A 20,215-nucleotide genomic window follows, 5' to 3' on the forward strand; every position below is an offset into this window, starting at 1 on the left:
TTCTTCAGAATCCTCTGAAGAAAGTAAGGTAGTTCGAGCTTGGGCGTCCGCATTAATGGGTTGCGGACGCGACCAGTTCCTTCGGCACCTGGACGGTATCGCCGAGCTTGAATCGGACATAGCCTCGGCAGAACGCGGCAAGAGCTGTTGGGCCGTAGCACCATCCGGCGTCGGCAGGCCCACCAGCGCAGCGAATATCCTGAGGAAGGCCGGGGATGTGCTGTGCGCTGCCATTGTGCTTATCGATCATCGGGCCGCCTACCGCCCAGTCTCCCCAAGGGTTGAAGCGCTTGGTGTGCTCGATGGCCTGACCTTGGTACCGGGCGAACACCCGCCAAGGAATGCCGTTGTAGCCGGGCGGTTCCAAGTACACATCCAGACCTTCGGCTTTGCCAACTGCCCAGCCCAGCGCCTCACCGGAAAGGTTGGATACCCTCACTTCGATCAGGCCAGTCATGGTTTTGCCTCCGCCCGCTCGGGGAAAGATGCTTTGGCCTCGGTGCGAAACTCGATCTGCGCGCCGTCGCCGTGGCGACCTTCCGACCAGGTGATCCGCTTGCCGCAATAGCAGCCTGTCACTTGGGACAGGTCAAAGTTCTGCCGGAACTCCATGGTGATCCCGGTCATGCCGTGCTGGCGCGCTAGGGCGACCACGGCCTGCGCGAACTCAACGTCTTGTTCAGTAACTGCGCTCACAGCTGATACCTCTCATCAATCCAGCGTCCAGGCGCCACATGGCGAGGCAAAGCGAATGCCTCACCAAGCGATGCAACGACGATTGCGCGGCAGGCGGCTATGTCGATTGTTGCGCCTCCGCAGACCACGTCACCGACTCTTGCCGAGAACGCATATCCGGGAAGCAGTTCATCGAAGCGCACTCTGTGGGTGAGTATTTGCTCGCTGGCCAATCGGCTGTCCGATGTGGGGCTAAAGCGCTTGAAAACGCTTCCGCCAATTGCCAGTCGAACCCCGGATTCAGTCATCCGAGCCTGTTTACCGTTCGCCACCAGGGTGCAGTAGTCGAGCGCATGCCCGGTCAATTCCCTGGCTCTGACTTCAGCCATTTCACTCACATCGAATACCTCAATTGAGTCCAGCGCCCAGGCGCCAGAGTGGGTGTAGGTTCGGGCTGGGTTTCGTGCGGGGAGAGCTGGCGCTGGTTGCCGGCCTGCAGCTGGCTGTCAGGGATGCAGCTGATGCCGACCCCATTGAGCAGGTAGCAGGTGACGCCGCGCTGGCTGTCGTGCTGTCCGTCGATGACGTTCTCGGTTGCGCTGGCGCCGGTGGCCAGCAGCAGGAGGCAGAGGGCGAGGCGGGTCATTTGCGCAGGCCCTCGTCCGGGTCGAACCCGTATCGCCGGCACAGAGCGTGCGCAACGCCTGATCCGCAGCAGAAGGCGTCCTTCATGAGCACCCAGCGTGGCTGCTTCATTCTGGTGGTGCCCCGCACCATGCGCACCGCAGTGCGGAGTAGATCGTCTTCTGTGAACTCGCAGCCGGAGAGGGTGATGGTGCGGCTGATGTCCTTCTGTTGCTCCAACTGCTGGCGCAGGCTGCGGATCTCTTCAACCATGGCCAGCACCACTGCGGGCCGGGCGGCGCGATAGTAGGCCTCCGCATGGACGTGCGGCTCGCGGATCCCATAGAACTGGACGCCCAGGGCCTGGCCGTCGTAGTTCAGGTAGTCGGCTGTCAGCTCGACGGAGCCCTCGCCGCCGCAGGTCTGACACTCGATCCAGCCTCCTTCGGTGTCGGCGACCTGGGCGCTGTCGAAGTTTTGCGGGGTGGCAGCCTTGGCCGCTGCCTCGATCGCATCAAGGTCCAACTCAATTGTTTCGGGCACGGAGATTCCTTGGCCGCCATATCGCGGCAGTGAATAGAGGGGAGAGGGGTTACAGCTGGGCGGAGTACAGATGTGCTCCTGTAAGGATTTTGCGACGATCAGCTCGGTTGGGGCGCCACAGACATCACACTGACGGTCAGTTGGCTGCTCCAGCTGGCATGGCTGGCATGACCAGGTCGGCGCCCTCGACTCTGCGCTGGCGGATAGCGCTTTGATCCGGGTAACGAGATCGGCAGGCAAATCGAAATCGACGCCAGACCAGTGGCGCTTCTCGATGTCAGTCAGCAGCGCATCCCGCTCGGCCAGCTGGGCGCGCAGGGTGTCGCAGTTCTGCGTCTGAGCCTTCAGCGCCAAATCAGCGTTCTGGCACTTGCGGGTTAGACGCTCAACCTCAAGATTGAATCGATGCGCCTCATTGCGCCATTTGCTCGCATCGCCAGTATCGGCGTGGGTGTAGAGCGGGACACTGTAGGCGCTGGTGTCCAAACCTTGCTGGTCGCTCATGGTCTTGGCCTTTGCGTGCATGACGCTTAATCGGCCCTCTGTCATGTACCAGACCGGCTCGCCCTGTGGCTGTTCGAGCTGATCATTTTCGTGGCGCTGCGCAAATGATCCGGCCTGGGCTTCTTCGTATCCAGCGAGGAACGTCAGGTAGTCGCTGTGGGTGCGCGGGTCGGCGAAGCCAGTTCTGTCCTTGGCCAGTTCCTTTTCGCCCAGGCCGAGCGGGTTGTGGCTGATGAACAGGTCGCGCGGGTCGTTGTTGCTGGATCGGTTTTCTGTGGGCATAGGAATACCACTGCAAAGCTATGCTCTGCTGACGGTTGATGGGAGAGGGAAAATGGATCTGCAGCGACAAGCAAAATTTCGAAAGCAGGCATGGCTCGACTACACCGGGGTGACAGCTTTGCTGCTGATCGCTGTAGCGGTACCTGCCCTGTCTTTCCTCGAGGCTGCCCGTCCAATCGGTGAGCCACTGGGCGTCTGGTTCCAGCGCAGCGGCGCCATCACAACCGTGTTCTCAATGTTCGCCGCAGCCCTTATCAAGGTTCTCGTGGCCAGGCTGCATGTCCCGGGTACTTGGGGTGACGATGATGGATGCGCAGTCCTGGATCAGTTCAAGGTTCGTCTAGATGTGGCCAATAAAATGTCCTTCGTGCTCATCGTTGTCGGCACGATTGTGTGGGGGTATGGGGACGTGATCATCAACAACCTGCTGGCGATGTGAAGGGCTCAGGCGGCTTTCATCAGGGCTTCGATCACCCGCTGACCAGCTAGCGGCGGCACGGCGTTGCCAGCCATGTGCATGGTCAGCCGGTGGTTGTCCGGCCGCAGGGTGTCGGCTGGGAACGACATGGCGGCCAGGGCCTCGCTGGCGCTGAGCATCCGCATGTTGTCGCCATCGACCAGGGCCCAACGGTCAAGCGTGGTGATAGTGCCGATCGGCCGGTTAATGTCGGGCCGGTGGTGCCGGAGCCCTTGCCGTAGTATGGCATGATGAAACGGTCGCCGAAGCGCTGGCGACCGTTACGCACCCGGTCGAGGGTGGCCTGGGCCCGTCCAGGCTTCTCGATGGGAGACCACCGCCCGCCGTCGAAGTCGAGAAAGCTGGCGGCCGGCACGTGGTGATCGCGCGGCAGGTGCAGCATCAGTGGCGCCTTGCTGCGCGTCAGCACCATGAACAGCCGCACCCGGTGCTGCGGCACGCCGAGGTCAGCGCAGTCCACGATGTGTGGCGCAGCCTGATATCCCAGCGCTTGTACGGCCTGCAGCCAGGCCGGGTAGAGAACCCAGTCGGTGAACTCCGGAACGTTCTCGATCACCGCCGCTTGTGGCCGGTGGAACTCCAGGGCCGATACCGGCGCCCAGGCCGTCGAGCGCGAAGCGTCGTGTTCAGGGTTTCCCGACTTCTTCCGGCGGGCCTTGGCGTGGCCCTGGCAGCAGGGGGAGGCGAGCAGGATGTCGTGCGCCGGTACCTGCTCCCAGCGCGCCTGGTGCAGGTCCTGGCAGACGTGCTGAGTATCGGGGTGGTTAGCGCTGTGCCATTTAACTGCCACCGGCCAGTGGTTTGCCGCCCAGAGAACCTGGACGCCTGCGGCGCGCGCGCCGGTACTCCATCCGCCGAGGCCGGCGAACAGGTCGATTGCGGTGGGCATGGGAAAATCTCAAGTGCATGCTAAAGTGCCACCACTTACCAACGGAGGGTTAGAGATGGTCCATGTAGTTGAAGTCATTGCAGAACTGAAGGCTGACGGGTTCATCAACGTCGGTCGTGGGACTCAAGGCCGCGTGATTCGCGCGGTTGGCGCAAAACAGTTCTCGATCGAGGTTGATCATGTGGTGAAGGGTGTCGCGATCCCGTCGGGCCTGTTTGATACACCCGAAGAAGCAAAAGATGTTCTTCTTCAATTCTGGGAAGAGTGCAACGAAGCGCTTCAGAACAACCCCTCTTGGATGCAGCTTCGATAGCTATATCGCCGCGACGATGGCGCCGCCCTCTCCGGGGAGGTGTCATCGTTGAATAGGGGGAGGCGCTGGCGGGCAGCGCGGGGTAGCGTGATTCGTTGAAGTGGGGTATTCGTGTGGCACGGCATGGAGCCGGATTAAGGAGACACTGGTGCGTTACAACTTGAGTGACAGCATGATCAAGGTCGGCATGACTCTTGATGAGGTTACGGAAATCGTTGGCGAAGAAGCGCTTGGAGGTTGGGGAAAGCGCGGACTCATGGGTAGGCCCGAAAGACAAAAGAGCTTCTATTTCATGGACCAGACGAAGTGGTGCGTTGTCTGGTTCGACGATTCTGATGTGGTAGTTGCGAAGACCACGATGGACATCCGTTGAGTGCTTAACGACGCTATGCGGGAATAACCAATGCCCGCGAGGCGTCGGTTACAACGCCATTTCCGTCTGTGAATTTCGCTGCCAGATCGGCGCGCTATTGTGAGCCTCGATTCGGTCTGCGATCACGCTGGCGCGCTGCCCGGCCGATGGCGGGGTGTACATGCCGAATCGGCTCACACTGCCGCCGTTTACCGCTGCGTTGGTGCTGTCCGCTGAGGCCAGGGGCAAGCTCTGGAATATTGCCGGGTCAAGCATGCGCAGGCCGTGCAGGCGGCATTGAGGCCGGCCCTGGTCGTCACAGATGGCATCCATCGCTGAGCCCATACGCTTCCACCACGCTGCGGTGCTAGGCGATCGCCACTGTCCGGAACTTCCCAAGGCAACCATTCGCCAGGTCTGCGCCAAGCGCTGTAGGCGCTCGATCGACTCGTGCATGTGCCAGACCGGAGCGCCTGGGAGATGGCCGGGCCATTGATCGAGCAAGCGATCGTTGGCGTCCTCGTCCCCATCGATCACGTCAGGGATCAGGGCCCAGTCGAACCCGGGGTGGCGGTGCCAGTCATCCACCCAACGGGTGTACCCATGCACATCGACCTGGCCTCCTTTCTTCCAGACGGTGAACGCGCCGTTGTCGAAGACGAAAGACTGACAGGCCTCGGCGACTATGCCCATGTCGTCTTGGCGCGGGAACGGCACCAAGGCGTGCCGGCCGGTCAGCAGCCGCGCTGCATCCTGACGAGTGCCGCCAATGGGCGTGCCGTGGTAATGGATCATCCGCTCAGCCTCACCGTTTCGATCTCGACGCCCTGGTGCACCGCCTTGATCCCCTGTTCGCCGCCAAAGCGCTCGGCCAGATGATCCGCGATCTGCTCGTGCCAGCCCTGTTTGATCAGCGCGGTAGCCGTCTTGATGTGCTCGACGCGGATCATCTTCTGGCTGCGAACCTCCAGGTTGTAGACGATCACCTCCGCATCGCTTGGGCAAGCGGCGGTAAAGGTGTGGCGGTAGATGTTCATGGGCGATCCTCGCCGGGGAGGCGTGATTTGTTGTGATTTTTTTTAGAGCATGGCTTCTGGGGAGGGCCGAAACTGCTGAAATAAATATAAGCGAGATTAAGTTCATATTGAGTATTAGGTGTTTTAGCTCGATAATTGCGATCGAATCCAATAAATAAAGGGGCTTCGCAATGCAGCAGCGTCACCGGAATCGTTTGAAAGACAAGCTGGATCAGCTATGGCACGAAGGGATCACGAGGATCGAGCGCTGGGAAATGGTTAGCATGTTTGGCAAGGAGCGCGTCACGGTAGCCGATTGGCGGATCGTGCAGGAGGCATGGGCGGAAATGTTTGAAAAGCCAGAAAAGGCCGATGCATTGGCCCTTATGAAGGTCCAGAACACCACCGGGCAGCTCCCCATCGCGTATGTATTGCTCATAAAATCCGGCGTCAAGCCCTTACCACTCTGATTTCCAGATGGCAACGCGTAGCGTTGCATTCCATCGATCGCTTGGAAGTAATCTCTCTCTGTGCGCTCACCTGGGGAGGCTCGACTTCCCCAGTTGATAACATAGCTTTCTCCATGCATGCGCCGCCCTCCGTGCTGGTGGCGGCATGGTGGCAATTTGGGTTGGGATGGGGTATTACGGGTGACCGGCATGGGGCCGATACGGAGTGCTAAGGATGTACGAAGGCGAAGTTTCAGTAGACTCGATGACGGTCTTCGGGATCGTCATAGATACACGCCACGGAAAAGCATACGAGCTTGCCGAGATGATCAACTTCTGCGTGGTCGCAGTGGGCGCTGGACTGCAGCGCCGTGTTGAAAGCCTCTTTTACGACTCAAATGACTGCTGTTGCCGGATCAGGTTAAAGCCACCTGTACCTGGCTACGATGACGTTGACCGGATCCTGAAAACTGTCGCTCTTCACACCATCAGTCAATTTGAATGGGATGGGGTAATCGAGCATGGGACTGGCCTAGATACCAGCTTTCTCGAAGGTCTTACTCATTCCTGAGTAAGAAGGGCCTGCCTATTGCAGAAATGTTGTAATTTCCGCGCCACGTCCGGTGACACCGTGATTTCGTGGCGCGGAGGTTCCAGTAGCGGCAACGCGCCGCCCGGGCCCAGGCCATGCAGGTGATGAATCATCAGCGTCATCGCCTCGCCCTGTTCCTCGATCCCGGCCCACTCCATCAGTTCCAGCAGGGCCTGCTTAGTCCCTGGTCGAACCTTCAAGCGCAGGTCTTCTTCCTGCAGGCGCTCGGCCTTGGCGCGGCGTTTCTCGTCCCGCTCTTGCTGAGTCATCGCCATACGGCACCTCCTTCAATCCGCTGGGCGGTAGGTTGAACTGCTCACGCCGCCTGTGCAGCTGCAGCGATCGGCGGATTTTTCGGTTCATGGGATAACTCCATATCGCAGTCATGCCAGCCCGCGAGCCACCAGGCGCTATCGACCGACATTTCTGGGTGAGGCTGGTAGGCTCGACACCGGCCAGCAGCCCGAGTGGTACGCCCGTGGTAGTAGGGCAGAGGGTGAATCTTTTCCGGCTTGACTCTTGGCATGGCTATTCCCGGTGCCGCTGAAGCGGGAAGTTGATCTTGAATGCCACCAGGATTCGCTCGAGCTTGCGATTCCCGATCCCCAGCTTCGCTGTTACCCGGGTCCGAGAATCGCCGGCGTCACGGAGAGCGATGATCTGATCGGCGAGCGCTCGATCTTCCTTTTCCTGATCAGCCGTGGACTTCGTTGGCCGGGCCGCTCTGGGCGGGGAGAAGAACTTGAGGCCCTCCGGCGCAGCCACGCCCCACAGCGCGCCTTTGGTTTCCCCAAGGAGCTCCGCAACCTAACCGCAACTCATGGTCTTGGCCAACTCGGCGATCTTCGCTGCGCGGGTCCTGGCTTTGGTTACCTGCTGTCTTTCGGCCTTGCGCGCAGCAGGCTTGGCCGGCTTCTGCTTGGGTCTGGGTGCTTGTGCTGGGGCAGTGGCCGGTCGGTTAAAGGCAGTCAATTGGCTTTAAGTGAGCGCGCCTGCACTGACACCCTCCGTGGCGACATCGACTTTTTCTTGCATCAGACGAGCCGCATCCATCGCGGCGGACAAAAGAAGGAGCAAGACGAGATCAAGGGAAAGCCCTTGAGCGATACCGGTGGGAATGCGAATGGGGGGCAGCGAACCGAAAAGCGAAGCCTGATCTACGAGAAACTGCGCATTTGCCGTACCGGATGAGCCAGAACTGGACGTCATAACCGGTAGCCTGCTGAACACGTTCCGCAATGCGGCGCCCGGCCGGCGCTACCTGGTTGGCGCTGATGTCGTTCAGCCGCTGCGTCTATCCGCCAGGGAGATCACCGACTGGCTTGAGGCTTACCCACTACCACTGCCAAGGCGGCTCGTTGACGAGGTTATGTTCGCTCTGGACGAGTTGGCGCTAGCTAAGGGCGATGAGATTTCGGAGTAGGGCAGACCATTAGAAATCATTGTGTTCGGCGGGCCCTGGCTCGACCGGACGCGCCTTGTTTTGTGTAACGGGGACGCGAAAATTGCCATACAAAAGGTGGCAAGCGCATGGAGCTTGAGGCCGTAGTGTTGAACAATGGTTTGAATGCATTGGCGGGACTTGGACTGGAGACGCAAAGTGAACCGGCGCAGAAGAGTAATCCTACGCCAGCCAAACCATCAGGAAATACGCGACTGCAGCATAGCAAGGATTTCTAAGTAGTTACCTTGATGCCCGCCCTGCACCTGGACCGACTTGGCAGACTCCAAGTCTTCCCACAGCGCTTTACGATCTACGTTATCCAGCTTGGTGACCGCGTTGATGACTGCTGCTAGTGCATTGAGGGCCGCCGCTGACGTTGTATTGACTGCGCTCTCAAGCGTCGCCAAACGTTGATCTATAGTTTGCATCTGACCTCCTAGGTCTTGAGTGCCCCAGTCCATGGGCGTTTCGGCAACGGACCGGGGCGGTTCATTGGAGGTGCAAAGCTACTACTGCGAAATGCTGGCGCGATACTGGTGTTCCATCCACGCTGGATGGGTGGACAGCCCGCTTTTGTAGGCTAGAAAGCAGGCCGCAGCGAGACGTCACCTGTAATGCCGCTGGTAAAGCAGTTCGGAGCAACGTTGCGCGACTCTCAAAAAATGCCAGCCAATTACTGCCATCAATCCGGTGACGGTGTAAGCTGCAATCCCTAAAGCGGTGAATCCAACCTGATCCGTCGCATGTATGAGGTCAGGTGTCACATTAACTGCCGCAGCGGCGTAATAGCTTCCAACCACAAAACTTGGACCGCCGATGAGCACAAGTGCCCAGCTGTTGACTTCCGCCCAAGGCCGCTTGTTTTCGTTTCGAATTAATTGGATAGCTTTTTCGAATATCTTCACTTGAACCTCCGGATATCTCGAATTTCAATCTGAAGGCATAACGCTACTACTATGCTGGGCGGGCGTGCTACTGCCTTTCCGTCCAGGGTGGATGGGGGACAGGGTGACCATTCATCCGCATCAACTCATCAGGTGCCATCGGAATGGTGGCATTGACGTCTGCAACCCTTTACCATGCTGCCGCCTTTTACCATGGAGCTGGGTTGATGACTGGGTTGGTGCTTGAAGCAAGCCACGAGATTTACTTCTCAACAAAGAACGAGATTCCCATCGCTGATGTGGTTACCTCGTTGCTTGCCTTCGAGAGGATCATCAAGCAAAGCCCCCAGGTCCTTTCCGCTCTCACGGGCGCAGAAATTGACCACATTGAAGTTTTCGTCGAAGAGTTGCACTCTGGCAGCTTGGATGCGAAGTATCTGCTCAAACTGTTTTTCAAGGATGAGGAGGAGCTGGAGAAATTTCTCGGCTCGATTAGGGAAAAACTCAAGGAGCATCCCGTGGTGCGAAACACGCTTCTGACCGCCGTAATCGCGGGAATGGTAGGGTACGGCCTATTCGCGGCAGCGAAGATCGTAAACAGCCCGGAAGCCGCCGCCACGATTCAGGCTAACAACAACGTGGTAATCAACATCGGTGCTGGCGAGGTTAACATGACTCCGGAGCAATTCACCGCAGTTGTTCACGCAGCTATCCGGGATAAGAAAGCGCTTGCCAAGGACAGCGTGAGATTCATGGCACCTGCCCGTACAGACAAAGAATCTCAGGTCGTTTTCGATGGAAACGAGCAGATCGTCATCCCCAAGGAGACGGTTCAGGTGGCGCCTTCAAGCGTCGATGTCGTCAGGGACCAGATTGAGGACCGACTTCCGGATGTGGACCTTCACATTCGAGCTACAAACCTAGATAGCAAAACCACTGGATGGGGGGGCCTTATTCCAGGCGTTGTTGACCGTCGAATCCCTATCGAGCTTGCCGAAGACATTGACCCTAAGGATGTGGCTGGAAAATTTAAGCTTAGGGCCGACGTGATCGTCATCTATGAGCCCAAAGGCAAAGCTAAAAAGCTCACTCCAGTCAAAATAATGGTTACCGGCTTGGTCGAGTAATCTAAGAGCCCAGCACCGGGCTGGGCTTTTTGCGCCTTACATCCGTGCCTGCGCGATCTCTTACGACCAGTCCTTTGGGTCGCTTTCGTATATTTCGCGCTCGAGACGACGAAGCTCTTTGAACCCCGAAGAGCTATTTTTGATCTCCGCCCAGGCTTGAGCGAAAGCCGGGAGTTTCATATTGGCTTGGATCCCTTCTAGCCAGCTTTCCCATGTTTCCTTTGTAATTCGATCTCGTGAACGTAGTGATATCTGTTCGTTGGTTAGGTCGATGTATCTGTACAGTCCGTCAAAAGACTCCTCGTATTCTCCATTTGAGATTTCTGTGCCCATTAACGCATTTTTGGGTAGCTCAGCTGCTAGCTCTCGATATTCTTTTGCTAAGTCATCTTCAAATTGAAGTTGTGCAATATCTCGGCTGGTTTTTAACTGGTTACGTGCATACCAGACGCCGGCAGCAGTTACAAAGGCTCCTAGCCCCGAAAGCATAGAGCCTAGTGCGCTAAAAAAATCTGTGGTGTGGCTCATCTATTTTTCTCGGTATTGTTGAAGTCGGCTATTTGCCAGGCGTGAATGGAAGCTGCTTGCGGCCCGAGTATCTAGCTTTTTCGATTTCGACTGGCCTAGAGCTATCGGCGTAGAGCTAGCCCTGCGCTGATTTTTTGCGTATGGCGCTGATCAGCCGCTACAGCTGAGTATTTCGAGGCTTGAATGACCCTCTACCGTGTTTCTCAAACATGAGGTGGAGAAAACCCCAACCGGCAGAGAGCTGTTCTTTGCGGGATTTGGTTGGCAGATCCTGAAATGCCGAACTCGCCCTCAGTGTAAAGTCATGATCCTCACCGAGCTTGCTTGGATTCAGCGCTAGGTACCACACCTGAAACGCCTGCATCGCGGTGGTCAATGGGCCACCCAGTTCCCCGCAGTCCAGGGTGGCAATGAAGAGAAGTTCTTCGTTCTCGCTTTCGTCGAAAGAGAGTTGCGCGTGAGGATCTCTGTCCGCGTGTTTCAAGAAATTCTGAGCATTGTGTATCACTGCCAGAGCCTGCTTTTTATCTAGGCCGGAGTCTAGGATGAGGCGCGACCGTCACGACTCATCCGACTTCGAATGCTCAACGAGATCGGCAAACAGGCCGAAAGCAGCCGCGGCTAAGGTACGAACCGCCAGTGGGTCATGATCGACTAGGAGTAAGCCTATTGCCTCATCCAGCTGGCGTGACGCTGCTTCGAATTTTGAGCATGTGACCTGCATAAGGGCGCCCTCTGAATCGTTGAGGCTAAAAAGTCCAGCGCTGGTTACGACGTCAGACCTGTAATTTTCAGGAGTGGACCACCTGAAGAAGCACATGGTCATGTTCCTCCCTAGTGGCCACGTAAAGCATTCCTTTCTCCAACAGAATTTTCTTCATTCTCTTGGCTGAGGCGAAGACTCTGGGATCCACAGAAATTTCCTCGATGTGACCGTTTTGGTCATCGGTCACTTCCAGGTGGTATTTCTGGATCAACCCGTCGTTTCGCCTAGTCACGTCTAGGCATTTGAAGGTGAGGGTGGGCTCTGGCACGTTGTGCTCCAGTGGCTATCGTAGGGCTGACCGTGTATGCACATAGTTCATCGCTGCGTGTCGTCTAACCAAGATTTATAGACGTCTAGTCGATGCTCAGATTTGCTTGGGTGGTACCTAAAATGAGCTCGGTATTCCCGAACGCCTGGATCGAAAAACGTCAGGGTTCCTTCGCACAGATCTCCGACTTTAGAAAACTCTAAATGTGGTGTCCTGTCTGCAAATTGCGGGTACAGGCGCTTTATGTCTTCTAACAGATTCCGTTTAACCGCTGGGCCTACGCTTTTTTTTGCCATGACAAAACCTTCTAGTGGCTTTGGTGGTCGTTGTTCAGATGTCCTTCGCTCCACCAAGAGGCGTCAAACTTCCACCGCAACTGCATTGAAAGCGAATTGCACCTTGTACTCGACGAGTGACAAGTCCGGTATGGCTTCCGCAGCGTAGCGGACGGCTTCAGGGAACTCGCTAGCGATCAGCATCCCACGGGGACGTTGTCGATCCTTTCGCCCATACCAGCCCAGATAGCGGGCGATTTGCCCTACAGCAGCATCTTTTGCCTGGCCAACTTTCAGCTCGATGATCACACGGCGGCCGTTAGTATCCTCCGCGAGGATGTCGACCCGACCCACATCTATGCTTACCTGGCGATCGACGAAGCGTAGGCCCTTTTCAATGCTGTCGAGACTGCGAACTAGATGGGTTTCGACGTCCCGTTCCAGACTAATGGAGGTCTCAACGAGCTCCTCAATATTGGCTTCGTCGGCAGCCTCGAAGTCATCCGACTCAGGCTCAGCAGAGGGCTCCCAGGTATTTACTCCGTGGAGCTCAGAATTGTACCGATGGAAGCGACCATCTTCTGAACGGTAGAAAAAACGATCAGCCCACTTGTGATGGATGTAGGCCTTTGGGTTGTTAACGGTGCACGCATAGAAATGAGCAGCGATTGCCGTTGGCTTCCATCGTTTCGGAAATTCACGCTCTATGTACTCCTTCATTTCTTGCCTTGTAGCGCCACCGGTTGCCTGCTCTATGTAGGTTCGCAGTGCTTCTGCCAGCGTTGTCATGCGATCTCGTCCTGATCCTGGTAAATTACGTGGGCCGATTGTAAGGGACAAATGGGTGATAGCTGTAACCCAGCAGGACATCAAAACGCCGCTATGTCAGGATGCGATTCTGCTACTGGTATTTCATCCACGCTAGATGCTGGCCCTGAGGGCGCCGCCCTCGCCGGGGTGGCGCGATTCTGATTGGGCTAGAGTTGCGTCACGTTTTGCGGGAGGGGTGGATCTTTGCTATAACGCCCGGCCATTTCACAGGAAGGACCCTCATGAAACTAGCCATTGCTCCGCTCTTCGTTGCCGCACTCGCTATTGGCTTGGCCGGCTGCAAAGAAGACACCGCCGACACTGCCGCCTACGAGCCCACTGCAGAGCACTGCCAGCCCGATTACCTGAAAACGCTTCCGGACAACGAGGCTCGCGAAGACTTGGTCGAGAAGTGCATAACCGGTGGCTCGTACAAGAAGTCAGAGCCGAAGACCTGGTAACGTCCGATCTTCGTCAGTCAGCGCCGCCTCATCAGGCGGCGTTTTCGTTAGCGTGGATGGCGCTGGCGAGGAGCGCCGCAATTCGTGGTGGTAAGCTTCGCCGCTTACCAAACAAGGAGCGTGGTAATGGGGTTGCGGGAGAGACATAAGGCGTTTCAGGAGTGGTTCACGCCTAAGCGTAGGAGGCGAGCGGGCGGAGCGTTGCTAGCTATCTGGGCTGTCGGTATCTGCGTATACCCTGGCAAGCACTGGATCTACGTAATGATGCCGGGAATCATAGGGTTCTTCAGCGCTTGGCCACCAGAGCTGCACGATAAGCGTTGAGGCGCTGGCGGGCCGCGCCGGAGGGGCAGGCGACTTTGCGCTTGATCAGCGCGGCCTTGTAGCTGGCCTTTGCAAGCGGGGCGGTCAGGCACTACTCGCCAACCGCGTCCCGGTCATAGGCCGATTCGCGGCCATCGCGCGTGCGGTACATCCGATATTGCCATTGACCTTCATGCTTGCGCTTTTCGCGATGAGGCAGGTTGATACCCAAAAACTCGTGGAAATCGCAGTTCCACTCTTCTTCGTACTAACGGTCAAAGTTAGTGCGGCGCGGTGGCTTTGGCAGCGCTTCAGCCATCTCGGCGTACTCGATGCCGTCGACGGGGTGGTATCGGCCTGGATGGCGCTTCGTGCTCTCGTCGAGGGTGATACCGATGTGATTTCGTCTTTCGGCATTAATGGGGAAGTCTGCGATTGTGCTTGGATCGCTGGGGCCGCTTTGCGGCCCTTTCCGACCGGCCCGGCGCCCCGGCAAGGCCGCTCCTACAGTGGGAGCGTCGGGCCTTTAGAGGGGGTTGTGATCAAGAGGTGGCCATCATTCCAAGTTCAGCATCGTCGAGCAGGGCCTTGGCCAGGGCGCAGAGGTAGTGCGAGGCCCAGAGCAGTTGGGGTTTGTCTTCCATCAGGCCGTCGATTGAGAGGTCGCGGGCATAGCCCATCAGTTCCGAGGCTTGTTCGCGGGCGCTTTGGCAGGGGATGCCGGGTTCGATGCGGAACAATGGGTGGGTCTGGTTTTCACCTTGGTAGAAGGTGGTTTTACCGACAGTGAATTTGGTTTCTTCGGTGGCCATGGTTTGATCTCCCTTCAGTGCTGGCTCGTCGGACCCGTCGGCATTTGCAGCTGTGCCAATGCCACTTCAAGCATTCTGCGCAGGGCTTCGAGTTCATGCACTGAGGCCATGATCAACAAGGTGGAGGGCGATTTGGGTTGCATCATCATCGCCTGCTGGGCGACGGCTTCGGCACAGAGTGCGTAGTCCGCAGCCATCATTAGCGTGTCTTCCAGGGAGTGGAAGTTGTGGGGTGGATCGGGGACTATCTTCAGCATAAACCCTCTCAGTACCTTCAAGGGCTGCCGCAAACCCGCTGTCAAACGGAAGGGTGGCAGCTGTGTGTGGGTTGACAGACCGAGGGTACTGAGAGTCCCGGCGCACACAAAGGTGCCCCACGCACAGCTGCCATAACTGGCATTGCACATGCACTCAGTGACCCACGGTCTGTCAAAACCGTATCGCCGATTAGCAGCGACAGGCCGAGACTATGACTCACGTTTTGCGTGCGCAACGAAAAACAGGCGTCGCGAGTATCTTTGGGAAATGCCCTACAAGAAAGGGGCTAAATCTGATTTTTCAGCGGTTAGGCGTAACTACATGTATCGCGCTCACCGCACAGGGAAACGTAACGCCATGTGAGTGCACGGATATTCATAATTAGTTTAAAATTCGCGCCTCTACTATCTCAAAGGACTGAATTTGTGGTAAGTCAAAATGCCATCACCTGCCCACACTGTCAGGGTCAAAACGTACAGCTTCTTTCTGTCATTCATGCCGCCGGAACCTCTCATTTCCAAGCCACTCATGAGGCGCACTCAGGATTCGGGCCGCGTGTAACTGTTGAAACGACCGGGCGCCAGCAGACTAACTTGAGCGCTAGCGTCGCACCTCCAGGCGCTAAACGTCTGCGTGGCCCGATGGTGCTTACAGTGGTGGGGGGCATCATCCTTTACGATGGGCTAAAATTGTCCTGGGAAGTGGACTGGACCAGGTTCTTCATTGGTGTGACGTTCATCACCATCGGTGTGATCGGATTTGTGCGACACTGGCGGCACAACGTTGTGCAATATGATCAGTACGAAGAGTGGCGTCGTACCTGGCTGTGCCATGCCTGCAACATGAGATTCCAGCCTTCCTAACGTACACCTCAATAGTCGTTAGAGCCCGCCTAGTGCGTAATGCTGTTCACTTAAGTTATTCATCGCCTGTAGTGGGGCCGCTTTGCGGCCCATCGCGGCACAAGGCCGCTCCCACCCGAACTGTGTAGCCTCAAAGGCTAGCGCCGCACCTGTGGGAGCTGGCTTGCCAGCGATGAGGCCGGCACAAGCACCACAAGACAGTTGCTCCCACAACGATCGCTTCATTCTCCCCGCGCCCCTTCAGGGTGCAAAGTGGCCTGAAGTAACAGCCTTTATGCACCATCAGTAAGCGTCCAGTGCTAGCTACTACCCCTCAATACGCTTGGATTACAGTTGGCGTAGAAGTTGCTGGCATTTTGGCATCTGTGTCGCTTATGGTGAACTTAATGTCGCTTTCAAGTAGTTCCATGCAGTTGTCATCGAGCGAGCGGGGCTGGCTGCCCTGGTTCGGCAAAGCCGGCAAGTTCAGCATGGGGTGGGCGTGCCGCCTCAATCGTTCGAACTATGGAGAAATCGAGCAGACATTCGAAGCCATTGCCCAAACGCGGGTGCAGTTGCTGCACAACTGGGCGTGCGAACAATGGGATCACCTGGCAGAGTTGGCGGAATGCCTGGCAGCAGACTTCGCTCATGTGCAGCCTTCGGCATTACTCGACAAGCTGGCACAGGCCGAAGACTTTTCCGAACTGAGTGTGATCGACTGCACGGGCAACGTCAGGGTATCCACTTGGCCAAAGCGTGGCAGCACGCAGATCGAGCAGCTCGCGGCGTTGGCCCATGGTTTGAAAGCGCCGTTTCTTCACGGGCCCTACAGCGACCCGATGACCTTGCAGATCGGCCCATCCTCGTCGCGTTTTCACGATGAGGTGACGCTGATGTTCTACCAACCGATCAGGCACGCGGGCAAAGTCCTTGGCTGCCTGTGTGGTCGGGTCCCCAATGATGTGCTGGGCGACCTGATCCAACGCGAGGCCGGGCATATCTATGCCGAGTCGGGCGACAATTACCTGTTCATGGTGCAGTCACGCTTCGACCCGACTGTGCAGCCAGGCACCGCCTTGTCCCGTTCGCGCTTCGAAGACGGGACGTTTACCCATGGTGAAAACCTCAAGAGCGGCGTGCGCACGCCCTGGAGCACTGTGCAGGTGCAGCGCCATACCGAGTTGGAGCTGCGCTTCACCGACCCCGCCACGCGTGAGCTGCACCCCGGCGTGCGCGAAACCATCCGGCGTGGCGCCAACCTGTTCGTGACGTACCCGGGTTATTCGGACTACCGCCATGTGCCGGTGGTCGGCAAGGGCGTGACCTTCCAGTTACCAGGGTCGCCCGACCGCTGGGGCATGATGTGCGAGGCAGACTTGGAGGAGGTCTACCGCCGCCGTTCGCTGAGCTACGGGTTGATGAAACCCTACGTGGCGAGCATGGTTGGGCTGTTCGGCTGTAATTACTTGGTGCAGCATTACGCCGGATTGCCACAGGGCGTGAACGACGCCATCCAGGCCCTTAGCATGGTCGGCGCTACGCTGCTGTTCGGCGTGCTCGGGCCCAGGCGCCTGGCGGCCAGGTTGAACGGCATGAGTGGTGTGCTGCGTACCATCGCTGAGGGTGAGGGCAACCTGCGCCAGCGCCTGGACACGGGCGCCCTGGCCAATGACGAGAGTGGCGACATGGCGCGCTGGATCAACAGTTTCATCGACCGCCTGGATGCCGTGGTGGGGCAGGTGGTCAAGGCCAGCCGCACGGTTGGCAGCACCAACCAGATGATGCTCGGGCGCAGCCAGGAAGCGAGCGTGAGCTCTGTCGAGGTGGCCGATGCGGTGCATCAGATGATGATCATCATGGAGGAGCAGCTCGGTGAGCTGCAGCAGGCGTCGGTCAGCGCCGAACAGATGAAGCAGGCCATGGACGAGGTGGTCAGCCGCGCCCGCGAGCAGTACCTGGCTGTGCAGGCTGGCACCCAATCGATTCGCGATGTGGTGGCCCGCTCGGCCTCCAGTGTGCAGCTGCTCGACAGCCGCATGGCGCAGATTGGCAATATCACCGGGCTGATCAGCGACATCACCAACCAGACCAACCTACTGGCGCTGAATGCCGCCATTGAGGCGGCACGGGCGGGCGAGCATGGTCGTGGGTTTGCGGTGGTGGCCGATGAAGTGCGCAGCCTGGCGGCCCGCACCGCACGGGCGGCCGACGATATCCGGCACATGGTTGAAGGCCTGCAGAACGAAACGCAGCTAGCGGTGAGTTTTATGGAGGAGGGCGTGCAGAACGTCGATGATAGTTTGCGCCTGGCCGAGGATGCATCGTCGGAGAACGTGCAACTTCATCAGGCGGTGGAGGGCATGTTCGCCATCATCCAGCAGCTCAACCGCCGCAGCATCGAGTACGGCAAGACCATCGAGCAGGTTAACCACTCCTCCAGCGAGATGCGCCAAACCGCAGTGGTGCTGCAAAACAGCGCGCAGAAGGTAAAGGTGGATGCCGGCAAGCTACAGAAGCTGGTGGGGCAGTTCGAGGTCAGCGGTGATGGCGAACGGGTCGCTGCTGCTTGAGCGCCGACGGCGCCTCACACAAGTCACCCAGAATTCGCGTAAAAGTGCGAATTCTGGGTTGTCCGCTGCCAATTAGAAGTAGGTAGTTACCCCGGCAAAGTACGCCCGACCGGGTACGTAAAAGCTGGTCGAGTCATCACGTGGATCTTCATCCAGCAGGTTCTGCACGCCGACGTTCAGGGTCAGCCAGCGGGTGGCTGACCAGTTGGCGGTCAGATCGTACGTGGTGTACGACTTGACGAAGTCGGTGCCCAGGCCGCGTTGCTTGCCCACGTGCTGAGCTGACAATTCTGTGCCGATCCGTTCGGTGATCTGCCAGTCGATGGCGCTGAACAACGACAGTTTCGGCGAGCTGATCAGGTCTTCACCGGTCGACAGGTTGCGGCTTTCGAGCATGTAGGTAGCGTTGGTGCGCCAGCTGGCATTTTCCCACAACGGCACTTTGGTGCTGCCTTCCCAGCCGCGGGTGCGGGCTTCCTCAGCATTTTCAAGCATGGTCCACCAACGGCCCTGGAAATACCCCAGCGGCGCGTACTCGATTTTGTCCTCGAAGTCGGTGTGGAAGTAAGTGAGGCTGGCCTCCCAACCGTCGCGGTCGAAGGAGACGCCAATCTCCTTGTTGGTGCTGATTTCTGGGCGCAGGTTCGGGTTGCCGGCCATCCAGCAACTGCCGGTGACGTAACCCAGCGGGCGTAGCGATGTACAACCGCGACCGCCCGAGTTGGTCGCCGCGCCAGCACTGCCTTCTTTCAGGCTGGGGGCACGGAAACCTCGTGACACGCCACCGCGCACCGTCCAGTCAGGGTGAGGGTGATAGACCAGGTAAGCACGTGGGCTGTTATGGTTGCCGTATTCGTCGCTGTGGTCGAAGCGGTTCCCCAACGTCAGCGATAGGTTATCGAGCAGAAACAGCTCGTCCTCGACGAACAGCGCAGAGTAGTCGCCCTCAAGGTCCGCGCCGCCCACCGCTGCCCCTTGGTAATCAACGGGTACGGTGCCCAGCGTGTCGGTGTTGGTCAGTTGCTCACGCTTCCACTGGCCGCCAACGGTGAGGCGCTGGTTTACCAACAGGTCAAACGGGATGTTAAGGCTACCCTCGACGATTTTTTCTTCCGAGTTAGCCTTGCCCTCGCTGAGGTCGTTGTTGAACTTGTTCAGGTAAGCGTCGATACGCGAGGTGCCAAAGCCCCAGTCGCCGTGGTGGGAGACTACGAAGCTATCACGGGTGAGGCGTCCGGCACCGAAGGCTTCACCTACCGTGTCACCCCAGTCGCCGTAGGTTTTCTTCGACGACCACGAGCGCTCGACGCCTTGGATCGCTTCGAAGGACAACTCATGGTTTTCGTTGATCTGCCAATTAAGCAACGCGTTGACGCTGTGGTCTTTGGCACCGCCGGCGCCGTCGTTGTAAACGAAGTCACCCAGTGCATCGAGGCGTGGCGCGGCTTCGTCGGCAGCGCGCCGAGTCAGGTTGGCGCCCAGGCGCAGCCCCAGGGAGTCGGTGACAGGGCCAGAAAGGTTAATGCTGGTCTGGTTGGTCTGACCACGGTCGGAGTCTTCCGGGATCGTGGTGTTGACGTTGAGCGAGCCGCTCCACTCACGGGACACTTTACGGGTGATGATATTGATCACGCCGCCCATGGCGTCTGACCCATACAACGATGACATCGGCCCGCGCACGATCTCGATTCGCTCAATCATGTTCGGCGAGATCCAGTTGATGTCCTGGCGACCCAGATCACGGCGGTAATTCGTGTCGGCGGAACTGCCGACGCGTTTACCGTCCACCAGGATCAAGGTGTATTTGTCGTCGAGGCCGCGCAGCTTGATTTTCGACTGCTCGCCCACCGGGCCGTAGCCCCCGGTGACGCCGGGTATGCGGCGTAGCAGGGTGTTCAGGTCGTAGACCGGCTGTCGCTCGATTTCTTCCCGGGTAATGACGCTGACACTGGCCGGCGCGTCGCGCACATCAGTGCCGCCGCCCGTGGCGGTGACGAACGAAGCTTCCAGTTCTGTGGCGGGGAGCGGTTCAAGCTCATGGGCTTCCTCGGCCTGGACGGCTGTCGCGGTGAGCAGCGCGACGGTGAGCAGGGCACGGGAAAAAGGTGGGCATGGCATCGTGAAACAGTCCTTGTCGAGCGGTTGGA

25 protein-coding genes and 1 pseudogene are annotated in these 20,215 nt (G+C 58.1%); 9 read left to right on the plus strand and 17 right to left on the minus strand.

Annotated elements, in window-relative coordinates; genetic code table 11:
• Positions 1-52: 52 nt before the first annotated feature.
• From GIB19_RS12570 to GIB19_RS12590, 5 genes are read right to left on the minus strand one after another with little or no spacing between them, the layout of a single operon-like run.
• The gene (locus tag GIB19_RS12570; protein WP_274886258.1) at positions 53-457 is read right to left on the minus strand and encodes a phage protein NinX family protein; all 405 of its coding nucleotides are present in this window, start codon (positions 455-457) and stop codon (positions 53-55) included.
• The gene (locus tag GIB19_RS12575) at positions 454-696 is read right to left on the minus strand and encodes a hypothetical protein (RefSeq protein WP_274886260.1); all 243 of its coding nucleotides are present in this window, start codon (positions 694-696) and stop codon (positions 454-456) included. Before GIB19_RS12575 ends, GIB19_RS12570 begins: the two co-directional genes overlap by 4 nt.
• Entirely contained in the window at positions 693-1,064 is a 372-nt protein-coding gene (locus GIB19_RS12580) for a hypothetical protein (RefSeq protein ID WP_274886262.1), read from the minus strand. The genes GIB19_RS12575 and GIB19_RS12580 overlap by 4 nt, the downstream gene beginning before the upstream one ends.
• Positions 1,065-1,069: 5 nt before the next feature.
• On the minus strand, positions 1,070-1,321 hold the full coding sequence (locus GIB19_RS12585) for a hypothetical protein (RefSeq protein WP_274886263.1): 252 nt from the start codon (positions 1,319-1,321) through the stop codon (positions 1,070-1,072).
• Complete coding sequence (locus GIB19_RS12590; protein WP_274886265.1) at positions 1,318-2,628, minus strand: hypothetical protein; 1,311 nt, start codon at positions 2,626-2,628, stop codon at positions 1,318-1,320. The genes GIB19_RS12585 and GIB19_RS12590 overlap by 4 nt, the downstream gene beginning before the upstream one ends.
• 52 nt (positions 2,629-2,680) lie before the next feature.
• On the opposite strand from GIB19_RS12590, the gene GIB19_RS12595 reads away from it, so the two are divergent.
• Positions 2,681-3,067 (plus strand): hypothetical protein, encoded by a 387-nt coding sequence (locus tag GIB19_RS12595; RefSeq protein WP_274886266.1) that lies wholly within the window; start codon positions 2,681-2,683, stop codon positions 3,065-3,067.
• Between the two features lie 5 nt (positions 3,068-3,072).
• On the opposite strand, the pseudogene GIB19_RS12600 reads toward GIB19_RS12595, so the two are convergent.
• Positions 3,073-3,995 (minus strand): annotated as a pseudogene (locus tag GIB19_RS12600) (DNA cytosine methyltransferase).
• 55 nt (positions 3,996-4,050) lie between these two features.
• Between GIB19_RS12600 and GIB19_RS12605 the strand changes: the two are divergent.
• Together GIB19_RS12605 and GIB19_RS12610 are read left to right on the plus strand one after the other, a co-directional pair.
• Positions 4,051-4,308 (plus strand): hypothetical protein, encoded by a 258-nt coding sequence (locus tag GIB19_RS12605; RefSeq protein WP_155412668.1) that lies wholly within the window; start codon positions 4,051-4,053, stop codon positions 4,306-4,308.
• 148 nt (positions 4,309-4,456) lie between these two features.
• Positions 4,457-4,681 (plus strand): hypothetical protein, encoded by a 225-nt coding sequence (locus GIB19_RS12610; RefSeq protein ID WP_110160040.1) that lies wholly within the window; start codon positions 4,457-4,459, stop codon positions 4,679-4,681.
• A 48-nt stretch (positions 4,682-4,729) separates the two neighbouring features.
• Here GIB19_RS12610 and GIB19_RS12615 read toward each other — a convergent pair whose 3' ends face one another.
• Entirely contained in the window at positions 4,730-5,455 is a 726-nt protein-coding gene (locus tag GIB19_RS12615) for a hypothetical protein (RefSeq protein WP_274886267.1), read from the minus strand.
• On the minus strand, positions 5,452-5,697 hold the full coding sequence (locus GIB19_RS12620; RefSeq protein WP_274886268.1) for a hypothetical protein: 246 nt from the start codon (positions 5,695-5,697) through the stop codon (positions 5,452-5,454). Before GIB19_RS12620 ends, GIB19_RS12615 begins: the two co-directional genes overlap by 4 nt.
• A 170-nt stretch (positions 5,698-5,867) precedes the next feature.
• On the opposite strand from GIB19_RS12620, the gene GIB19_RS12625 reads away from it, so the two are divergent.
• Entirely contained in the window at positions 5,868-6,146 is a 279-nt protein-coding gene (locus GIB19_RS12625; protein WP_274886269.1) for a hypothetical protein, read from the plus strand.
• 214 nt (positions 6,147-6,360) lie between these two features.
• Entirely contained in the window at positions 6,361-6,696 is a 336-nt protein-coding gene (locus tag GIB19_RS12630; RefSeq protein ID WP_274886270.1) for a hypothetical protein, read from the plus strand.
• Here GIB19_RS12630 and GIB19_RS12635 read toward each other — a convergent pair.
• A complete protein-coding gene (locus GIB19_RS12635; RefSeq protein WP_274886271.1) occupies positions 6,687-6,992 on the minus strand; it encodes a hypothetical protein in 306 nt (101 codons plus the stop codon). The genes GIB19_RS12630 and GIB19_RS12635 overlap by 10 nt on opposite strands.
• Before the next feature lie 244 nt (positions 6,993-7,236).
• On the opposite strand from GIB19_RS12635, the gene GIB19_RS12640 reads away from it, so the two are divergent.
• The gene (locus GIB19_RS12640) at positions 7,237-7,908 is read left to right on the plus strand and encodes a hypothetical protein (RefSeq protein WP_274886272.1); all 672 of its coding nucleotides are present in this window, start codon (positions 7,237-7,239) and stop codon (positions 7,906-7,908) included.
• A gap of 450 nt (positions 7,909-8,358) precedes the next feature.
• Here GIB19_RS12640 and GIB19_RS12650 read toward each other — a convergent pair whose 3' ends face one another.
• The gene (locus GIB19_RS12650) at positions 8,359-8,589 is read right to left on the minus strand and encodes a hypothetical protein (RefSeq protein WP_274886273.1); all 231 of its coding nucleotides are present in this window, start codon (positions 8,587-8,589) and stop codon (positions 8,359-8,361) included.
• A gap of 177 nt (positions 8,590-8,766) precedes the next feature.
• Positions 8,767-9,066: a hypothetical protein gene (locus GIB19_RS12655; RefSeq protein ID WP_274886274.1), complete on the minus strand. Its 300-nt coding sequence runs from the start codon at positions 9,064-9,066 to the stop codon at positions 8,767-8,769.
• A 206-nt stretch (positions 9,067-9,272) separates the two neighbouring features.
• Between GIB19_RS12655 and GIB19_RS12660 the strand changes: the two genes are divergently transcribed.
• The gene (locus GIB19_RS12660; protein ID WP_143491529.1) at positions 9,273-10,172 is read left to right on the plus strand and encodes a hypothetical protein; all 900 of its coding nucleotides are present in this window, start codon (positions 9,273-9,275) and stop codon (positions 10,170-10,172) included.
• A 60-nt stretch (positions 10,173-10,232) separates the two neighbouring features.
• Here GIB19_RS12660 and GIB19_RS12665 read toward each other — a convergent pair whose 3' ends face one another.
• From GIB19_RS12665 to GIB19_RS12675, 3 genes are all read right to left on the minus strand, one after another.
• Entirely contained in the window at positions 10,233-10,700 is a 468-nt protein-coding gene (locus GIB19_RS12665; protein ID WP_274886276.1) for a hypothetical protein, read from the minus strand.
• A gap of 791 nt (positions 10,701-11,491) precedes the next feature.
• Positions 11,492-11,734, minus strand: coding sequence for a hypothetical protein (locus GIB19_RS12670; RefSeq protein WP_274886277.1), 243 nt, complete (start codon positions 11,732-11,734; stop codon positions 11,492-11,494).
• Between the two features lie 359 nt (positions 11,735-12,093).
• The gene (locus GIB19_RS12675; protein WP_274886278.1) at positions 12,094-12,798 is read right to left on the minus strand and encodes an endonuclease NucS domain-containing protein; all 705 of its coding nucleotides are present in this window, start codon (positions 12,796-12,798) and stop codon (positions 12,094-12,096) included.
• Positions 12,799-13,061: 263 nt separating this feature from the next.
• Here GIB19_RS12675 and trbK point away from each other — a divergent pair, with 263 nt between their 5' ends.
• Positions 13,062-13,280 (plus strand): entry exclusion lipoprotein TrbK, encoded by a 219-nt coding sequence (trbK, locus tag GIB19_RS12680; protein ID WP_274886279.1) that lies wholly within the window; start codon positions 13,062-13,064, stop codon positions 13,278-13,280.
• A gap of 845 nt (positions 13,281-14,125) precedes the next feature.
• On the opposite strand, the gene GIB19_RS12685 is transcribed toward trbK, so the two are convergent.
• Positions 14,126-14,395: a DUF3077 domain-containing protein gene (locus GIB19_RS12685; RefSeq protein WP_027596157.1), complete on the minus strand. Its 270-nt coding sequence runs from the start codon at positions 14,393-14,395 to the stop codon at positions 14,126-14,128.
• A 14-nt stretch (positions 14,396-14,409) separates the two neighbouring features.
• Complete coding sequence (locus GIB19_RS12690; RefSeq protein WP_099428893.1) at positions 14,410-14,652, minus strand: hypothetical protein; 243 nt, start codon at positions 14,650-14,652, stop codon at positions 14,410-14,412.
• A gap of 1,250 nt (positions 14,653-15,902) precedes the next feature.
• On the opposite strand from GIB19_RS12690, the gene GIB19_RS12695 reads away from it, so the two are divergent.
• Positions 15,903-18,068 (plus strand): methyl-accepting chemotaxis protein, encoded by a 2,166-nt coding sequence (locus tag GIB19_RS12695; RefSeq protein WP_274886281.1) that lies wholly within the window; start codon positions 15,903-15,905, stop codon positions 18,066-18,068.
• A 72-nt stretch (positions 18,069-18,140) separates the two neighbouring features.
• Here the strand turns inward: GIB19_RS12695 and GIB19_RS12700 are convergent, their stop codons facing one another.
• Positions 18,141-20,186, minus strand: coding sequence for a TonB-dependent receptor domain-containing protein (locus tag GIB19_RS12700; protein WP_099428895.1), 2,046 nt, complete (start codon positions 20,184-20,186; stop codon positions 18,141-18,143).
• Positions 20,187-20,215: the final 29 nt, after the last annotated feature.

Source organism: Pseudomonas sp. ITEM 17296, assembly GCF_028895205.1.
In the GTDB taxonomy this organism is placed as follows: domain Bacteria; phylum Pseudomonadota; class Gammaproteobacteria; order Pseudomonadales; family Pseudomonadaceae; genus Aquipseudomonas; species Aquipseudomonas kermanshahensis.

Coding starts and splice junctions, on each gene's coding strand:
- GIB19_RS12685 (WP_027596157.1), bottom strand. CDS start 14,395: ATGGCCACCGAAGAAACCAAATTCACTGTCGGTAAAACCACCTTCTAC.
- GIB19_RS12630 (WP_274886270.1), top strand. CDS start 6,361: ATGTACGAAGGCGAAGTTTCAGTAGACTCGATGACGGTCTTCGGGATC.
- trbK (WP_274886279.1), top strand. CDS start 13,062: ATGAAACTAGCCATTGCTCCGCTCTTCGTTGCCGCACTCGCTATTGGC.
- GIB19_RS12580 (WP_274886262.1), bottom strand. CDS start 1,064: ATGGCTGAAGTCAGAGCCAGGGAATTGACCGGGCATGCGCTCGACTAC.
- GIB19_RS12700 (WP_099428895.1), bottom strand. CDS start 20,186: ATGCCATGCCCACCTTTTTCCCGTGCCCTGCTCACCGTCGCGCTGCTC.
- GIB19_RS12660 (WP_143491529.1), top strand. CDS start 9,273: ATGACTGGGTTGGTGCTTGAAGCAAGCCACGAGATTTACTTCTCAACA.
- GIB19_RS12615 (WP_274886267.1), bottom strand. CDS start 5,455: ATGATCCATTACCACGGCACGCCCATTGGCGGCACTCGTCAGGATGCA.
- GIB19_RS12620 (WP_274886268.1), bottom strand. CDS start 5,697: ATGAACATCTACCGCCACACCTTTACCGCCGCTTGCCCAAGCGATGCG.
- GIB19_RS12695 (WP_274886281.1), top strand. CDS start 15,903: ATGTCGCTTTCAAGTAGTTCCATGCAGTTGTCATCGAGCGAGCGGGGC.
- GIB19_RS12570 (WP_274886258.1), bottom strand. CDS start 457: ATGACTGGCCTGATCGAAGTGAGGGTATCCAACCTTTCCGGTGAGGCG.
- GIB19_RS12650 (WP_274886273.1), bottom strand. CDS start 8,589: ATGCAAACTATAGATCAACGTTTGGCGACGCTTGAGAGCGCAGTCAAT.
- GIB19_RS12675 (WP_274886278.1), bottom strand. CDS start 12,798: ATGACAACGCTGGCAGAAGCACTGCGAACCTACATAGAGCAGGCAACC.
- GIB19_RS12635 (WP_274886271.1), bottom strand. CDS start 6,992: ATGGCGATGACTCAGCAAGAGCGGGACGAGAAACGCCGCGCCAAGGCC.
- GIB19_RS12585 (WP_274886263.1), bottom strand. CDS start 1,321: ATGACCCGCCTCGCCCTCTGCCTCCTGCTGCTGGCCACCGGCGCCAGC.
- GIB19_RS12625 (WP_274886269.1), top strand. CDS start 5,868: ATGCAGCAGCGTCACCGGAATCGTTTGAAAGACAAGCTGGATCAGCTA.
- GIB19_RS12665 (WP_274886276.1), bottom strand. CDS start 10,700: ATGAGCCACACCACAGATTTTTTTAGCGCACTAGGCTCTATGCTTTCG.
- GIB19_RS12690 (WP_099428893.1), bottom strand. CDS start 14,652: ATGCTGAAGATAGTCCCCGATCCACCCCACAACTTCCACTCCCTGGAA.
- GIB19_RS12595 (WP_274886266.1), top strand. CDS start 2,681: ATGGATCTGCAGCGACAAGCAAAATTTCGAAAGCAGGCATGGCTCGAC.
- GIB19_RS12590 (WP_274886265.1), bottom strand. CDS start 2,628: ATGCCCACAGAAAACCGATCCAGCAACAACGACCCGCGCGACCTGTTC.
- GIB19_RS12605 (WP_155412668.1), top strand. CDS start 4,051: ATGGTCCATGTAGTTGAAGTCATTGCAGAACTGAAGGCTGACGGGTTC.